Here is a 15,497-nt window from a genome sequence, read left to right on the forward strand (position 1 = left end):
GGAGCTTGCTCCCGCTGGACCGCGAAGCGGTCCTCCTCACCTCCGACACTGCACCAATCCGGCGGACGACTGCTTCGCAGCCGAGCGGGAGCAAGCTCCCTCGCCACGATGACCATAGCCTCAGCAATCAGCGGCTATGGCAATCCCCAGCCACAAAAAGCCAATCGGCTCGCCGTTACCTCACCGACTCGAACAACCCCGTCGCCCCCATCCCGCCGCCCACGCACATGGTCACGATGCCATAGCGCAGGTTGCGTCGCTGCAGTTCGCGCACCAGATGCCCGACCTGCCGCGAGCCGGTCATGCCGAACGGGTGGCCGATGGAGATCGAGCCGCCGTTGACGTTGTACTTCTCAGGATCGATCTCCAGCCGATCGCGGCTGTACAGGCACTGGGACGCGAACGCCTCGTTGAGCTCCCACAGGTCGATATCGGCGATCTGCAGCCCCTTGGCCTTGAGCAGTTTCGGCACCGAGAACACCGGGCCGATACCCATCTCGTCCGGCGCGCAACCGGCCACGGTAAAGCCACGGAAGAATGCCTTGGGCTTGAGCCCCAGCGCCTGGGCTTTTTCCAGGCTCATCACCAGGGTCATCGAAGCCCCGTCGGACAATTGCGAAGAGTTACCCGCCGTCACCGAACCGTCTTCGGCAAACACAGGCTTGAGGCCAGCGAGGCTTTCATAGGTGGTGTCCGGACGGTTGCAGTCATCGCGGTCCACTACGCCATCGAGAATCTGCACCGCGCCAGTGTCCTTGTCCTCGACCTTGTACTTGACCGTCATCGGGATGATTTCGTCATTGAACAGGCCAGCCGCCTGGGCTTTGGCGGTGCGTTGCTGGCTCTGCAGAGCGTAGCGGTCCTGCGCCTCGCGACTGACCTGATAACGGCGGGCGACGATTTCGGCGGTCTGGCCCATGGGGAAATAGATCCCCGGCACCTGCTCCTTGAGCAGCGGGTTGATCAGGTTGTCGGTGTTGACGCTTTTAAGCGTCAGGCTGATGGATTCCACGCCACCGGCGACGATGATGTCACTGCAACCGGAGGCGATCTGGTTGGCCGCGATGGCGATGGCTTGCAGGCCCGAGGAACAGAAGCGGTTGAGGGTCATGCCGGCGGTGCCGATACCCAGTTGCGAGAGCACCGCCACGTTGCGACCGATGTTATAGCCCTGGGCGCCCTCGTTGGACCCGGCACCGACAATACAATCCTCGACGCTGGCCGGGCTGATGTCATGGCGCGCCAGCAGCGCGTTGACACAATGCGCCGCCATGTCGTCCGGACGGGTGATGTTGAACTTGCCGCGAAAAGACTTGGCCAGGCCGGTTCGCACGCTGTCGACGATTACCACTTCACGCATGGCTGTTCCTCATTGTTGGGTCGGTTAAGTGGAACCGAGCATAGGTCCACTGCATAACCGACCGCGACAATCATTCACCCCGCGTATGCGTCCCCATCGTCTCAGTGCTTGCCTTTTCCTTTACGGGCCTGTTTATCGCTGCGTTCAAAAGCCGCCTCCAGCGCCTGGTTGAGGGTGCGCAACACCTTGACCCGGGCCCAACGCTTGTCGTTAGCCTCCACCAGCGTCCACGGGGAAATCTCGGTGCTGGTGCGATCGACCATGTCGCAGACCGCCGACCGGTAGGCGTCCCACTTGTCGCGGTTGCGCCAGTCGTCTTCAGTGATCTTGAAGCGTTTGAACGGGACCTCCTCGCGCTCCTGGAATCGCTCCAGCTGAGTCTGCTTATCGATCGCCAGCCAGAACTTGACCACCACCACGCCGGCATCGGCAATCTGCTCCTCGAAATCATTGATCTCGCCGTACGCCCGCTGCCAGTCGGCCCGACTGCAAAAGCCTTCGACCCGCTCCACCAGCACCCGGCCATACCAGGAACGATCGAATACGGTGAACTTGCCCCGCGCCGGAATGTGCCGCCAGAACCGCCACATATAGGGATGGGCGCGCTCCTCTTCAGTGGGCGCGGCAATCGGCACGATGCTGTACTGGCGCGGGTCGAGGGCCGCCGCGACCCGCCGGATCGCCCCGCCCTTGCCCGCCGCATCGTTGCCTTCGAACACCGCTACCAGGGCGTGCCGGCGCATGCGTTTGTCCCGCAACAGACCGGCGAACCGCGCCTGCTCGGTGATCAGCTGCTCTTCGTAATCGTCCTTGTCCAGGCGCAAGGTCATGTCCAGGCTGTCGAGCAGCGTGACCTGGTCATCCAGCGGCGGCAGCGGTGCCACGCTGGTCTTCTGCGGCTTGATCTTCGCCCGGTCCAACGCCTGGCGCAGGCCTTCGACCAGGATCCGCCCGACGGTAAGGCTGCGATAGCAACTGTCCACGCCTTCGATCACATGCCATGGCGCGTAGTCGCGACTGGTGCGGCGCAATACCCGTTCGCCGTATTTGACGAACTTGTCGTAGGTCTGGGACTGCTGCCAGTCCAACGGGCTGATGCGCCAACTGTGCAACGGGTCATCCTTGAGGCTCTTGAGCCGGGCCTTCATCTGCTTCTTGGACAGATGGAACCAGAACTTGAAGATCAGCGCGCCTTCATCGCAGAGCATTTTTTCCAGGCGCTCCGCCGCGTTGATCGCCTGGTCGAGGCGCGGGTCCTTGAACTCGCCATGCACCCGCCCCTGCAACATCTGGCTGTACCAGTTACCGAAGAAAATCCCCATGCGCCCCTTCGCCGGGAGCATCCGCCAATAGCGCCACGCCGGTGGCCGCGCCAGTTCTTCGTCGGTCTGCTGGTCGAATGTACGCACTTCGATCAGCCGCGGGTCCATCCACTCATTGAGCAACTTCACCGTCTCGCCCTTGCCCGCGCCTTCGATACCGTTGATCAATACAATCACCGGAAACCGGCCCTGCTGCTGCAATTCGAACTGGGCCTCGAGCAGCGCTTCACGCAACGCCGGAACCTCGGCCTCGTACGTATCTTTATCAATGAAATGACCGATTTCAGCGGATTCGAACATGGACAGCTCCTTCCAGGGAATGGGGCAAGACTAGCGGATTGGACGCGGCGCAGTGCAGCAGATTCCATACGGATCGACGCGCCCTTGCCTTGGATCAGGCAAGCGCAGACCGATCGGCTAGAATGGCCCTCCCGTTCGCACCGAGCCCACCATGCCACCCATCCAGCACCACGCCCAGCTCGACTGGGACGAACACGGTCGCCCGCGCTCGCGGGTATTCGACGATGTGTATTTTTCCGACCAGTCAGGGCTGGAAGAAACCCGCTACGTGTTCCTCGAACAGAACAATCTGGCCGAGCGCTTCGCGGCGCTGCCGGAGAACGGACGGTTGGTGATCGGCGAAACCGGGTTCGGCACCGGCTTGAATTTCCTCTGCGCCTGGCAGCTGTTCGAACAATGCGCACCGGCCGGCGCGCGGCTGCACTTTGTCAGCGTCGAGAAGTATCCCCTGAGTCGGCAAGACCTGCAGCGGGCCCTGGCATTGTGGCCGGGACTCAAGCTGCAAGCCGACCAATTGCTCGCACAGTACATAGCGATCCACCCGGGATTCCAGCGCCTGACCTTGGCCGATGGCCGAGTGACGCTGACCTTGTTGATCGGCGATGCGCTGGAGCAATTGCCGCAGCTGGACGGGCAGATCGACGCGTGGTTCCTCGACGGCTTCGCCCCGGCCAGGAATCCTGAAATGTGGACCTCCGAGCTGTTCGCCGAACTGGCCCGGCTGGCGGCCCCCGGCGCGACTCTCAGCACCTTCACCAGTACGGGCTGGGTGCGCCGCTTGCTGAACGCGGCAGGCTTCAAGATGAAGCGGACGCCGGGCATCGGCCATAAATGGGAGATCCTGCGCGGTGTGTTTCTCGGCTGGCCGGAGCAGACCCCGGCGCCGGTTTCGGCGAAGCCCTGGTACGCCCGCCCCACTGCGCCGAGCGGCGAGCGCCGGGCATTGGTGATCGGCGGCGGACTGGCCGGTTGCGCCAGTGCGGCGAGTCTCGCGGCCCGGGGTTGGCAGGTCACCCTGCTGGAGCGCCACGCCGCGCTGGCGCAAGAAGCCTCCGGCAATCCCCAGGGCGTGCTGTACCTGAAGCTGTCCGCCCACGGCACAGCGTTGTCGCAGATGATCCTCAGCGGCTTCGGCTATACGCGACGCCTGCTCGAGCACCTGCAACGGGGTATCGACTGGGACGGCTGCGGGGTGTTGCAGCTGGCCTTCAACCAGAAGGAGGCCGAGCGCCAGGCGCAACTGGCCGCGGCATTTCCAGCCGACCTGTTGCACGGCCTGGATCAACCCGAAGCCCAGGCCCGATCCGGAATCGGCCTGACGTGTGGCGGACTGTTTTATCCCGAAGGCGGCTGGGTCCATCCGCCAGCGTTGTGTGCCTGGCAAGCCTCGGGTTCGGCGATTGAAGTGCTTCCCCACCACGAAGCCCTGGAACTGCGCCGCGTGGATGGCCAGTGGCAGGCCTGGGATAACGAACGCTGCCTCGCCAGCGCCCCTGTGGTCATCCTCGCCAGCGCCGCAGAAATCAAACGCTTCGAGCCGGCCGCCGAGCTGCCGCTCAAGCGCATTCGCGGGCAAATCACCCGCCTGCCGCAAACCGCTCGCAGCCAGGGCCTGGCGACGGTGGTCTGCGCCGAAGGCTACGTGGCTCCGCCGCGTCTGGGCGAACATACACTGGGCGCGAGCTTCGATTTCCACAGTGACGACCTGACACCCACCGCCGCCGAACACGCCGGCAACCTGCAAATGCTTGAAGAAATATCAATGGACCTGGTACAGCGCCTGGACGCCGATGCCCTGGACCCGAAACGCTTGGAAGGCCGGGCGGCATTTCGCTGCACCAGCCCCGACTACCTGCCGATCGTCGGGCCCTTGGCCGACCGCCAGGCCTTTACAGAGGTCTACTCGGCCTTGAGCAAGGACGCCCGCCAGGTTCCAGACCAGCCCTGCCCCTGGCTCGATGGCTTGTACGTCAACAGCGGCCACGGCTCGCGCGGCCTGATTACCGCGCCATTGTCCGGCGAGCTGATCGCCGCCTGGCTCGACAACGAGCCCCTGCCGTTGCCCCGCAGCGTGGCCGAGGCCTGCCACCCGAACCGGTTTGCGTTGCGGGCGCTGGTCCGCGGCAAGTCCTGAGCCCGATTGCCGACACGCCACGAACCCTGTGGGAGCGAGCTTGCTCGCGATAGCGATGTGTCAGGTAACCAAGATGCAGCTGATCTACCGCTATCGCGAGCAAGCTCGCTCCCACAAGGAAGCCCGGCTGGACACGCGCGATAGCGGGATTTCAGCCAACCAAGATGCAAGCTGACCCACCGCCATCGCGAGCAGGCTCGCTCCCACAAGGGTAGTGCTGTTCTTTTGGTTCGTACTGCGGAGCAGACAGCCCCACCCGTCGGCTTATAACGCATCGATATAAAACTCGCGGCAATCCCCCCGGTCAGTTTCAGAGTACCCGTCATTTCGGCGCGGTGTCTGACCCCTCCCCAACGGAAAAACCGGTAAGGACTTATGTGCGGATTAGCTGGAGAGTTACGTTTCGATCAACAACCTGCGGACCTTGCGGCCGTAGAGCGAATCACCCATCACCTGGCCCCTCGCGGCCCTGACGCCTGGGGTTTTCATAGCCAGGGGCCGATTGCCCTCGGTCATCGCCGCCTCAAGATCATGGATTTGTCCGACGGCTCGGCGCAGCCGATGATCGACAATCAACTGGGCCTGTCCCTGGCCTTCAATGGCGCGATCTACAACTACCCGGAACTGCGGGCCGAACTCGAAGCCCTGGGCTACACCTTCTATTCCGGTGGTGACACCGAAGTCTTGCTCAAGGGCTACCACGCCTGGGGCGAAGCGCTGCTGCCCAAACTCAACGGCATGTTCGCCTTCGCCATCTGGGAGCGCGACGCCAAGCGATTGTTCATCGCCCGTGACCGCCTCGGTGTCAAACCGCTGTACCTGTCGCGCACCGGCCAGCGGTTGCGCTTTGCCTCCGCGTTGCCGGCGCTGCTCAAGGGCGGTGACATCAGCCCGATGCTCGACCCGGTCGCGCTCAATCACTACCTCAATTTCCATGCGGTGGTCCCGGCGCCGCGCACGTTGCTGGCAGGCGTTGAAAAACTGCCGCCGGCGACCTGGATGCGGATCGAAGCCGATGGCACCACCGAGCAGAAAACCTGGTGGACCCTGCCCTACGGCCCCCACGCCGACGAACAGAACCTGAACCTGGAAGACTGGATCGACCGCGTGCTGGACAGCACCCGCGAAGCCGTCGCTATTCGCCAGCGCGCCGCCGTGGATGTCGGCGTGCTGCTGTCTGGTGGGGTCGATTCGAGCATGCTGGTAGGCCTGCTGCGCGAAGTCGGTGTCGAAGACCTGTCGACGTTTTCCATCGGTTTCCAGGATGCCGGCGGGGAGCGCGGCGACGAGTTCCAGTATTCGGACCTGATCGCCAGACACTACGGCACCCGTCACCATCAGTTGCGCATCGACGAAAAAGAGATCATCGAACAACTGCCGGCAGCGTTCCGCGCCATGAGCGAACCGATGGTCAGCCACGACTGTATCGCCTTCTACCTGCTGTCGCGGGAAGTGGCCAAGCACTGCAAAGTGGTGCAAAGCGGCCAAGGCGCCGACGAACTGTTCGCCGGTTATCACTGGTACCCGCAGGTGGATGGCGCCAGCGCCCCCTACGCGGCCTACCGCGCGGCATTCTTCGACCGCAGCTATGAAGAATATGCCGCCACCGTGCAGCCCCAGTGGTTGATCGACCATGATGCCGCGGGCGACTTCGTCAAAGAACATTTCGCCCAACCGGGCGCCGATGCGGCGGTGGACAAGGCCCTGCGCCTGGACAGCAGCGTGATGCTGGTGGACGACCCGGTCAAGCGGGTCGACAACATGACCATGGCCTGGGGCCTGGAAGCGCGCACGCCGTTCCTGGACTACCGATTGGTGGAACTCTCGGCCCGGGTCCCGGCGAAGTTCAAGCTGCCCGACGGCGGCAAGCAGGTGCTCAAGGAAGCCGCACGCCGGGTGATTCCTGGCGAAGTGATCGACCGCAAGAAGGGCTACTTCCCAGTGCCGGGCCTCAAGCATCTGGAAGGCGACACGCTGGCCTGGGTCCGTGAACTGCTGCTGGATCCGAGCCAGGATCGCGGCCTGTTCAACCCGGCCATGCTCGACCGCCTGTTGTCGGACCCCAACGGCCAACTCACGCCATTGCGCGGCTCACGGCTGTGGCAACTGGCGGCGCTGAACCTGTGGCTCAGCGAGCAAGGAATCTGATTGATGAAACCTCACCCAACCGTTCACAACCAACGGCTGCTGCGCGGCCAGGCGCCGTCATACGAGCGCTTACAGGCACGCCTGGCCGAAGACGGCAGCGAACTGGGCACCGACCCGATCGTGGTGCATTGCGGCTGGGGCCGACTGCTGGTCGGCCACACCTTCCCCGACCCGGCGACCCTGGCCGGGGAATTGCTCAACGAACAGCCTGGCGAACGCGACATCGCTTTGTACGTGGCCGCCCCCCAACAAGTGCTGGGGCTGGAGCCGATGCATCTGTTCCTCGACCCTTCCGACACCCTGCGCCTGTGGTTCAGCGACTATCGCCAGGCCACGCGGGTGTTTCGCGGATTCCGGATCCGCCGGGCCCAGAACGAAGTCGACTGGCAGGCCATCAATCATCTGTACCAGGCTCGTGGCATGTTGCCCATCGACCCGCAGCGACTGACCCCACGCCATGAAGGCGGTCCGGTGTACTGGCTGGCCGAAGACGAAGACACCGGTGCGGTGATCGGCAGCGTGATGGGCCTCAATCATCGCAAGGCCTTCAACGATCCGGAAAACGGCAGCAGCCTGTGGTGCCTGGCCGTCGATCCGCAATGCTCACGGCCCGGCGTGGGTGAGGTGCTGGTGCGGCACCTGATCGAGCACTTCATGAGCCGTGGCTTGAGCTACCTGGACCTGTCGGTGTTGCACAACAACCGCCAGGCGAAAAACCTCTACGCCAAGCTCGGCTTCCGTAACCTCTCGACCTTCGCCATCAAACGCAAGAACGGCATCAACCAGCCGTTGTTCCTGGGGCCAGGCCCCGAGGCGCAGTTCAACCCCTATGCGCGCATCATCGTCGAGGAAGCGCACCGCCGGGGCATTGAAGTGCAGGTGGACGACGCCGAGGCGGGCCTGTTCACCTTGATCCACGGCAGCCGCCGGGTGCGATGCCGGGAATCCTTGAGTGACCTGACCAGCGCCATCAGCATGACCCTGTGCCAGGACAAAAGCCTGACGCACAAGGTGCTGAAGAACGCCGGGCTGAAGCTGCCGGTCCAGCAAATGGCAGGTAACGCCGACGACAACTTGGCATTTCTCGATGAGCACGAGCGGGTGGTAGTCAAGCCGCTGGACGGTGAGCAGGGTCAAGGCGTGGCGGTGGACCTGCGCACCATCGAGGAAGTCCAGAGCGCCATCGAGACCGCCCGGCGCTTCGACAGCCGGGTACTACTGGAAAGCTTCCACGAAGGGCTGGACCTGCGGATCCTGGTAATCGGCTTTGAAGTGGTGGCGGCAGCGATCCGGCGCCCGGCGGAGGTGATCGGCGACGGCCAGCATACCGTCGGCCAATTGATCGAAGCCCAGAGTCGTCGACGCCAGGCCGCTACCGGAGGCGAAAGCAAGATCCCGATGGATGCCGAGACCGAACGCACCCTGAGCGCGGCGGGCTACAGCTACGACAGTGTGTTGCCGGCCGGCGAACACCTGTTCGTCCGGCGCACCGCGAACCTGCATACCGGCGGCGTGCTGGAAGATGTCACCGGTATCCTGCACCCAACCCTGGCCGATGCGGCAGTGCGCGCCGCCCGGGCGCTGGACATTCCCATGGTCGGGCTCGACCTGCTGGTGCCCGCTGCCGATCAACCGGAATACGTGTTTATCGAAGCCAACGAACGCGCAGGCTTGGCCAACCACGAACCGCAACCCACCGCTGAACGCTTTGTGGATCTATTGTTTCCCCATAGCCAGGCGGTGGCCTGAACACCATTTACCTGTGGCGAGGGAGCTTGCTCCCGCTGGGTCGCACAGCGGCCCCATTGGATGCGAGTTGTCCCGGATTATTCAGGGCAAGCGCTGCGACCGCTTCGCGCTCGAGCGGGAGCAAGCTCCCTCGCCACAAGGCTCTTATGCTTAACCCTATCGTCCGAGAGGAGTTTCCATGATCAGCAAAATTCCCGAACCGGATCTCGAATACCTGCAGAAAGTCCTGCTGGAAATGCTCGCCATTCCCAGTCCGACCGGCTTCACCGACACCATCGTGCGGTATGTCGCCGAGCGGCTGGAAGAGTTGGCTATTCCCTTTGAAATGACCCGTCGCGGCACGATCCGCGCTACGCTCAAGGGGCGCAAGAACAGCCCCGACCGGGCCGTGTCGGCCCACCTGGATACCATCGGCGCTTCGGTGCGGGCCATCAAGGACAACGGCCGCCTGACCCTGGCCCCGGTGGGCTGCTGGTCCAGTCGGTTTGCCGAAGGCAGCCGGGTCAGCCTGTTCACCGAGACCGGCGTGATCCGTGGCAGCGTCCTGCCGTTGATGGCATCCGGGCACGCATTCAATACCGCCGTAGACGAGATGCCCATCAGCTGGGACCACGTCGAACTGCGCCTGGATGCCTACTGCGCCACCCGTGCCGATTGCGAGACCCTGGGCGTGGGCATCGGCGACTATGTAGCCTTCGATCCGTTGCCGGAGTTCACCGAAAGCGGGCATATCAGCGCCCGTCACCTGGACGACAAGGCTGGCGTCGCGGCGCTGCTGGCGGCGCTCAAGGCAATTGTCGACAGTGGCGAAGAACTGCTGATCGATTGTCACCCGCTGTTTACCATCACCGAGGAAACCGGCAGCGGCGCGGCGGCCGCCCTGCCCTGGGACGTCAGCGAATTCGTCGGCATCGACATCGCGCCGGTCGCCCCCGGTCAGCACTCGAGCGAGCACGCGGTCAGCGTGGCGATGCAGGACTCTGGCGGCCCTTACGACTACCACCTGTCCCGGCATCTGTTGAAGCTGGCCAAGGAGAACGAATTGCCGGCGCGCCGCGACCTGTTCCGCTACTACTTCAGCGATGCCCACTCGGCCATCACCGCCGGCCATGACATCCGCACCGCCCTGCTCGCCTTCGGCTGCGACGCCACCCATGGCTACGAACGCACCCACATCGACAGCCTTGCCGCCCTCAGCCGCCTGCTCGGCGCCTACATCCTCAGCCCGCCGGTGTTCGCCAGCGACGCACAACCGGCCCAAGGCTCCCTTGACCGTTTCAGTCACCAGATCGAACACGACGCGCAGATGGAAAGCGACACCCGCGTGCCGTCGGTGGACAGTCTGATAGGGCAGCGTTCGGAGAGCTGAACCTGCCCGTATCCCTTGTGGGAGCGAGCTTGCTCGCGAAGGCGGTCTGACATTCAAAATTGATGTTGACTGATCTACCGCTATCGCGAGCAAGCTCGGCTCCCACAAGAATCCGGGAGCCAAACAGGCTAGCCGCCAACCCCCAATCGCCGTAGCATCGCGACACTGCCTAACCCGAGATGCCCCATGCTGATTCCCCACGACCAACTCGAAGTCGACACGCTCACCCGCCTGATCGAGGACTTCGTGACCCGCGACGGCACCGACAACGGCGACGACACGCCCCTGGAAACCCGCGTATTGCGGGTCAGGCAGGCCTTGACCAAAGGCCAGGCACTGATCGTCTTCGACCCTGAAAGCGAACAGTGCCAGCTAATGCTCAAGCACGACGTGCCCAAGCATCTATTCGACTGAACACGCCGCCTTGCGAGCGACATTGGCCTTTTTCCTCTGGATCTTTTCGTAGATTTCGGAGCGGTGAACATCGACGTGCCGTGGTGCTTCCACACCAAAGCGCACGGTGCCGCCGGTAATCGACAGCACGCGGACGGAAATATCGTCACCGATGGAAATCAGTTCACCCACAGCGCGGCTAAGTACGAGCATGGTTCTTGTCCTTAAGAATGTCTGGACCTTGACCATGCCCGGCCTGCCCACAGTTCTCAAGAGAGCCGCGAGAATTCAGTAAGGCCCTACAAGCAAAGCTCTGACGGCTGACGGAAATGTCCTGCAAAATCCACCCAAACCGCAATGCCGTTCACTTAAGGAACGTCATCGCCCCGTGACGAGGGAGCTTGCTCCCGCTGGGCCGGTCCGACGCCTCGGCGTAGCGGTCCCAAGCTTCTGGGGCTGCTATGCAGCCCAGCGGGAGCAAGCTCCCTCGCCACGACATGTGATAAACCTTAAGTGAACAGCATTGCGCCCGAACCGGGCCGTTTCATGAGGCCGAAAAGCGCGGACCGAACAGGATCACACTCGCGCCCAGCACACAGAGCGCCACGCCGATCCAGTCCGAACCCAGTGGCCGCACCCGCTCGACCACCGCCAGCCAGCTGATCGAAGCGATGATATAGATGCCCCCGTAGGCGGCGTAGGCGCGTCCGGCATAGGTGGCTTCGATGCGGGTCAGCAACAGGGCGAAGAGCGTCAGGCTCAGCAGCGCAGGGATGATCCACCAGGCACTCTTGCCCTGGCGCAACCACATCCAGAAGGCGTAGCAGCCGGCGATCTCAAACAGCGCGGCGAGAAAGAACCATACGTAATTGAGCATCCAGGTGTCCGTCAGGAGGGCCGAAAGGCGCCATCCTGAGGGCACGGGCCATGCAGGTCAACTTCGCGGGTCAGGCCGGATTCTGCCGGGCCTTGGCGCGCATCTTGTCGGCCATGGCGGTCATTTCGTTGTACAGCAACTGCGGATTCTTCTGCTTCATGGCCCAGGCCATACGGCCCTGTTCATGAGGCAGGATCATGAATTGGCCTTCGCCAACCTGTTGGTAGATGTAGTCGGCGATATCGGCGGCGGTGATCGGCGAGCTTTCCAGCAACTTGCCGACCTGGGCTTTCATCGCCGGCGTCGGGCCACGGAATGAATCGAGCAGATTGGTCTGGAAGAACGACGGGCAGACCACATGCACGCCGATCTCCTGCTGCGCCAGTTCCACCAGCAGGCTCTCGGACAACGCCACCACACCCGCCTTGGCAACGTTGTAGTTGCTCATGGCCGGGCCTTGCATCAGCGCCGCCATGGAGGCGATGTTGATGATCTTGCCGCGGCTTTTTTCCAGCAACGGCAGGAACGCCTTGCAGCCCTTGACCACGCCCATCAGGTTGATCGCGATCTGCCAGTCCCAGTCTTCCAGGGAAAGTTCGCTGAAGAACCCGCCCGAAGCCACGCCGGCATTGTTGACGATGATATCGATACCGCCGAGCTTCTCTTCGCAGGCCTGGGCGAATGCGGTCAACTGGCTGTAGTCGCGTACATCGCAACGCTGGATGAAACCGTCACCGCCGGCCTCGCGCACCAGCCTGAGGGTTTCCACCAGGCCAGGTTCGGCGACATCCGACAAGGCCAGTCGCCAGCCTTCGCGGGCCCAGCGCAGCGCGATTTCGCGCCCCAAGCCAGAGCCGGCACCAGTGATCATCATGCGATTTTGCATAGCAGACAGCCTTGTTGTTCCGGGAGAGATGGGCGAAGTGTAGCGAAGGCCCCTGGCCGACCCACGCTCCATCAGATTGCTGAATGGCGGGGGCAAACCGCGACAACCTTTGATACCTGGGCTGGTTCTCGTGGCGAGGGAGCTTGCTCCCGCTCGGTTGCGCAGCGACCGCAAAAAGCTTGCGAGCGCTGCGCACTCGAGCGGGAGCAAGCTCCCTCGCCACAAGGTATCGCCGGGCACCTGCACTTCCTAGACCAATAAAAAACATTGAATTTTTTACAGGACGTTACGGTCGGACTTATTAAGCCGCCCGGATTCAATGCATGCGCGCTGGCAGTTAAAAGTTGCATCAACCCAGAACTGACCAATAAGGAAATCTACCCATGGGCACAATTCTCATCATTATTCTGATCCTTCTGCTGATCGGTGGCCTGCCGGTCTTCCCGCACTCCAGAAGTTGGGGTTACGGCCCGTCCGGTATCATCGGTGTAGTGTTGGTGGTGCTGCTGGTCCTGTTGTTACTGGGCAAGATATAAACCACTGAGCAAAAAAAAGAGGCCTTTATAAGGCCTCTTTTTTTATGCTCGCCAACTGTCAGTCCGGCTTGCCATCAACAACGCCAGCGGTGTTGTCCAGCAGGCTCTTGGTCGCCGTTTGCAGGAATGATTCGAGCTGGAGCTTCATCTGCGCGGTGTCCGGTGCATCGGGAATGACTTCGGCACGTGGATGGGCCCCCAATTCATAGCGGTACATCTTGGGCGGCATGTCCTTTTCCTTCTGCAGGACCAGGATGCGGTCGTCGCGCAGGATGGCGGTGGTCTGGTCACTGCCCGACGGCTTGATCACACCAAAACCGGTATCACCTTGCGGCAGGTTCAACAGGTCACGCCCCCAGCATTGGTGACGCACTTGCCCGCCGATGCGGCCCATGATGGTCGGTACGATATCGACCTGGGTGCCGACAGTATGGTTACGCTGGCCGAATTTTTCCTGCACGCCCGGGCCAATCAGCAGCAGGGGTACGTTGAAGCGGCCCAGGTCCATGCCGGTAATCTGCCGCTCGTTGCCGAAACCATGGTCGCCGACCACCACGAACAAGGTTTCCTTGAAGTAAGGCTCCTTGCGCGCCTTCTCGAAGAACTGGCCCAACGCCCAGTCGGCGTAACGCATGGCGGTCAGGTGTTCGTTGAGGTTGCCGCGATCAGTGACCCGCTCCACCGGCAATGGCGTCGGCAGGGCATAAGGCGTGTGGTTGGACAGGGTTTGCAGCAAGGCATAGAACGGCTTGCCGTTTTCCCGCGCCTTGAGCTCGATCAGGCCCCGGTCGAACATGTCCTGGTCGGACACGCCCCAGGTCGGGTCGGAGAACACCGGGTTCACGAAGTCGTTACGCCCGATGAAGTTGGTCATGCCCTGGCTGCTGAAGAAGCCTGACTGGTTGTCCCAGGCAAAATCGCCGTTGTAGACATACACGTCATCGTAGTCGCGGGCACTGAGCAGTTGCGGCAGGCCGGACAGCTTGTGGCTGCCTTCCGGCGTCTGCATCAGGTATTCGAAACCCGGCAGGTTCGGGAAGCACGCCATGGTGGCGAACATGCCTTGGTGGGTGTGAGTGCCGTTGGAGAAGAAACGGTCAAACAACAGGCCTTCCTTGGATAACTTGTCCAGGTAGGGCGTGATGTTGCCCGGTGCGCCCAACGCGCCGACCGAATGGCCGGCCATGCTCTCCATGAGGATCACCACCACGTTCTTGATCGGCAGTGTCTTTGCGGCAGGCGGCGTATAGTCGCGACGCACTGCGGCGGTACCGGTGTCGACGAGCTTGTCGTCGGGCAACACCAGCATGTCGCGCACGGTCTGCTGGGCCAGCGGCTGCTCTAGAGTCGCCTTCCAGATGTTGTCACGGTCCTCGGACATCCGGCTCTTGGCCGCTGCCACCAGCGACAGCGTACCGTTGAGGCCCAGCTGGTTGGCGAAGTTCGAGTCGGTGGTGTAGACGTCACCCCAACGCAGCGGAGGGCCCTGGCGCAGGGTGCCACGGGCGGCCACCACGGCCACCAGCAGGCAGACGATGAATACCGCGACGCGTCCATACCACGGCGCGACCTGGCGGGTGCCGATGCTGCCGCCGCTGAACGGGCCGCGCGGACGGGTCGCCCGGTCGGCGCCCTTGAACGCCAGGCTCAGGATGAGAGTGCCGCCGGCCCAGGCCAGCAGGTAGCGGACCACGGGGAAACCGTACCAGAGCATGCTCATCACGGTTTTCGGATCTTCCTTTACGTATTGGAAGACCAGGCCGTTGAGGCGCTGGTGGAACTCGCGGTAGAAGTCCATCTCCATCAAGCCGAGGAACAGCGCGATGCTGGAAGTGACGGTCAGCCAGAAACGAAAGAACCCGCGTGCCGCCATGGCCCGGGCGCTGAACAATGCCAGCAGCAGCGGGATGCTGAGATAGACCACCAGCCGCAGGTCGAAACGCAGGCCGTTGGCGAATGCCTCAACGAAGGTCGAGGCCGGCGTGTCGAGGATCATCTCGCGGTTATAGACCAGCAGCGCCAGGCGCAGCAGGCTGAACATGACCATCATCACCAAGGCACAAAGCAACGTGTAGGCCAGGTGCGATTTGACGGTCGGTTGCAGCAGGCGATGCGTAGTGCGCTGCTGACTCAGGGCGTCCGGGATTGCCATGTCGTTTTAGGACCTATTGGAGTTTGAGTGACAAAAAAAGAAACAGCGGCGCACCCTCTATCGACCCATGCCAGGTCCGGGGCTTGCGCGAAAGCGCAAATGTTGCACGAACGGCCACGGCATTGCCATTAAATAACCGGCTGCAACTAAAGCGCGGGGATTGTCCGCAAGATTTTGTGAAAATTTTGTTCAATGAATATTCGGAAACACAAAAAGCTGGGGATGCACTTTGGCAAGTGAAACGAACTTCATTGTGGCGAGGGAGCTTGCT

At 62.5% G+C, this 15,497-nt stretch carries 12 protein-coding genes; 6 read left to right on the forward strand and 6 right to left on the reverse strand.

The annotated features are described in order from the left end of the window. Positions 1–175 precede the first annotated feature (175 nt). Together ACLEJR_RS02920 and pap are read right to left on the reverse strand one after the other, a co-directional pair. Positions 176–1,360 (reverse strand): thiolase family protein, encoded by a 1,185-nt coding sequence (locus tag ACLEJR_RS02920; RefSeq protein ID WP_440812034.1) that lies wholly within the window; start codon positions 1,358–1,360, stop codon positions 176–178. Positions 1,361–1,461: 101 nt separating this feature from the next. Continuing rightward, positions 1,462–2,982, reverse strand: coding sequence for a polyphosphate:AMP phosphotransferase (gene pap, locus ACLEJR_RS02925; protein ID WP_440795673.1), 1,521 nt, complete (start codon positions 2,980–2,982; stop codon positions 1,462–1,464). Between the two features lie 151 nt (positions 2,983–3,133). Here pap and mnmC point away from each other — a divergent pair, with 151 nt between their 5' ends. The 5 genes from mnmC (at position 3,134) to ACLEJR_RS02950 (ending at position 10,796) form a co-directional block, all read left to right on the forward strand. Beyond that, positions 3,134–5,116, forward strand: coding sequence for a bifunctional tRNA (5-methylaminomethyl-2-thiouridine)(34)-methyltransferase MnmD/FAD-dependent 5-carboxymethylaminomethyl-2-thiouridine(34) oxidoreductase MnmC (gene mnmC, locus ACLEJR_RS02930; RefSeq protein WP_440812036.1), 1,983 nt, complete (start codon positions 3,134–3,136; stop codon positions 5,114–5,116). 375 nt (positions 5,117–5,491) lie between these two features. Beyond that, the gene (locus ACLEJR_RS02935) at positions 5,492–7,264 is read left to right on the forward strand and encodes an N-acetylglutaminylglutamine amidotransferase (protein WP_440812038.1); all 1,773 of its coding nucleotides are present in this window, start codon (positions 5,492–5,494) and stop codon (positions 7,262–7,264) included. Between the two features lie 3 nt (positions 7,265–7,267). Next, positions 7,268–9,013 (forward strand): N-acetylglutaminylglutamine synthetase, encoded by a 1,746-nt coding sequence (gene ngg, locus ACLEJR_RS02940; RefSeq protein WP_440812040.1) that lies wholly within the window; start codon positions 7,268–7,270, stop codon positions 9,011–9,013. A 178-nt stretch (positions 9,014–9,191) separates the two neighbouring features. Beyond that, a complete protein-coding gene (locus ACLEJR_RS02945; protein WP_440812042.1) occupies positions 9,192–10,382 on the forward strand; it encodes an osmoprotectant NAGGN system M42 family peptidase in 1,191 nt (396 codons plus the stop codon). A gap of 186 nt (positions 10,383–10,568) precedes the next feature. Next, entirely contained in the window at positions 10,569–10,796 is a 228-nt protein-coding gene (locus ACLEJR_RS02950) for a YheU family protein (protein ID WP_003199186.1), read from the forward strand. Here the strand turns inward: ACLEJR_RS02950 and csrA are convergent. The 3 genes from csrA to ACLEJR_RS02965 all read right to left on the reverse strand — a co-directional run bounded on the left by csrA (position 10,785) and on the right by ACLEJR_RS02965 (position 12,538). Continuing rightward, complete coding sequence (gene csrA / locus ACLEJR_RS02955; RefSeq protein WP_245138722.1) at positions 10,785–10,988, reverse strand: carbon storage regulator CsrA; 204 nt, start codon at positions 10,986–10,988, stop codon at positions 10,785–10,787. The two genes, ACLEJR_RS02950 and csrA, sit on opposite strands and share 12 nt — an antisense overlap. A gap of 331 nt (positions 10,989–11,319) precedes the next feature. Next, positions 11,320–11,652, reverse strand: coding sequence for a YnfA family protein (locus ACLEJR_RS02960; RefSeq protein WP_440795684.1), 333 nt, complete (start codon positions 11,650–11,652; stop codon positions 11,320–11,322). A 70-nt stretch (positions 11,653–11,722) separates the two neighbouring features. Beyond that, positions 11,723–12,538, reverse strand: a complete 816-nt coding sequence (locus ACLEJR_RS02965) for an SDR family oxidoreductase (protein ID WP_440795686.1) — start codon at positions 12,536–12,538, stop codon at positions 11,723–11,725. 383 nt (positions 12,539–12,921) lie between these two features. Between ACLEJR_RS02965 and ACLEJR_RS02970 the strand changes: the two genes are divergently transcribed. Then, a complete protein-coding gene (locus tag ACLEJR_RS02970; RefSeq protein WP_003183939.1) occupies positions 12,922–13,074 on the forward strand; it encodes a DUF3309 family protein in 153 nt (50 codons plus the stop codon). Between the two features lie 58 nt (positions 13,075–13,132). On the opposite strand, the gene ACLEJR_RS02975 is transcribed toward ACLEJR_RS02970, so the two are convergent. Beyond that, positions 13,133–15,226 carry an LTA synthase family protein gene (locus ACLEJR_RS02975; protein WP_440812043.1) on the reverse strand — a complete coding sequence of 698 codons (2,094 nt, stop codon included), beginning with the start codon at positions 15,224–15,226 and terminating at the stop codon, positions 13,133–13,135. Positions 15,227–15,497: the final 271 nt, after the last annotated feature.

Source organism: Pseudomonas sp. SMN5 (assembly GCF_052041925.1).
Lineage (GTDB): Bacteria > Pseudomonadota > Gammaproteobacteria > Pseudomonadales > Pseudomonadaceae > Aquipseudomonas.

What these genes read in the sequence shown, in the direction of transcription:
- ACLEJR_RS02920 (WP_440812034.1), bottom strand. Translation starts at nt 1,360, where the DNA reads ATGCGTGAAGTGGTAATCGTCGACAGCGTGCGAACCGGCCTGGCCAAG.
- pap (WP_440795673.1), bottom strand. Translation starts at nt 2,982, where the DNA reads ATGTTCGAATCCGCTGAAATCGGTCATTTCATTGATAAAGATACGTAC.
- mnmC (WP_440812036.1), top strand. Translation starts at nt 3,134, where the DNA reads ATGCCACCCATCCAGCACCACGCCCAGCTCGACTGGGACGAACACGGT.
- ACLEJR_RS02935 (WP_440812038.1), top strand. Translation starts at nt 5,492, where the DNA reads ATGTGCGGATTAGCTGGAGAGTTACGTTTCGATCAACAACCTGCGGAC.
- ngg (WP_440812040.1), top strand. Translation starts at nt 7,268, where the DNA reads ATGAAACCTCACCCAACCGTTCACAACCAACGGCTGCTGCGCGGCCAG.
- ACLEJR_RS02945 (WP_440812042.1), top strand. Translation starts at nt 9,192, where the DNA reads ATGATCAGCAAAATTCCCGAACCGGATCTCGAATACCTGCAGAAAGTC.
- ACLEJR_RS02950 (WP_003199186.1), top strand. Translation starts at nt 10,569, where the DNA reads ATGCTGATTCCCCACGACCAACTCGAAGTCGACACGCTCACCCGCCTG.
- csrA (WP_245138722.1), bottom strand. Translation starts at nt 10,988, where the DNA reads ATGCTCGTACTTAGCCGCGCTGTGGGTGAACTGATTTCCATCGGTGAC.
- ACLEJR_RS02960 (WP_440795684.1), bottom strand. Translation starts at nt 11,652, where the DNA reads ATGCTCAATTACGTATGGTTCTTTCTCGCCGCGCTGTTTGAGATCGCC.
- ACLEJR_RS02965 (WP_440795686.1), bottom strand. Translation starts at nt 12,538, where the DNA reads ATGCAAAATCGCATGATGATCACTGGTGCCGGCTCTGGCTTGGGGCGC.
- ACLEJR_RS02970 (WP_003183939.1), top strand. Translation starts at nt 12,922, where the DNA reads ATGGGCACAATTCTCATCATTATTCTGATCCTTCTGCTGATCGGTGGC.
- ACLEJR_RS02975 (WP_440812043.1), bottom strand. Translation starts at nt 15,226, where the DNA reads ATGGCAATCCCGGACGCCCTGAGTCAGCAGCGCACTACGCATCGCCTG.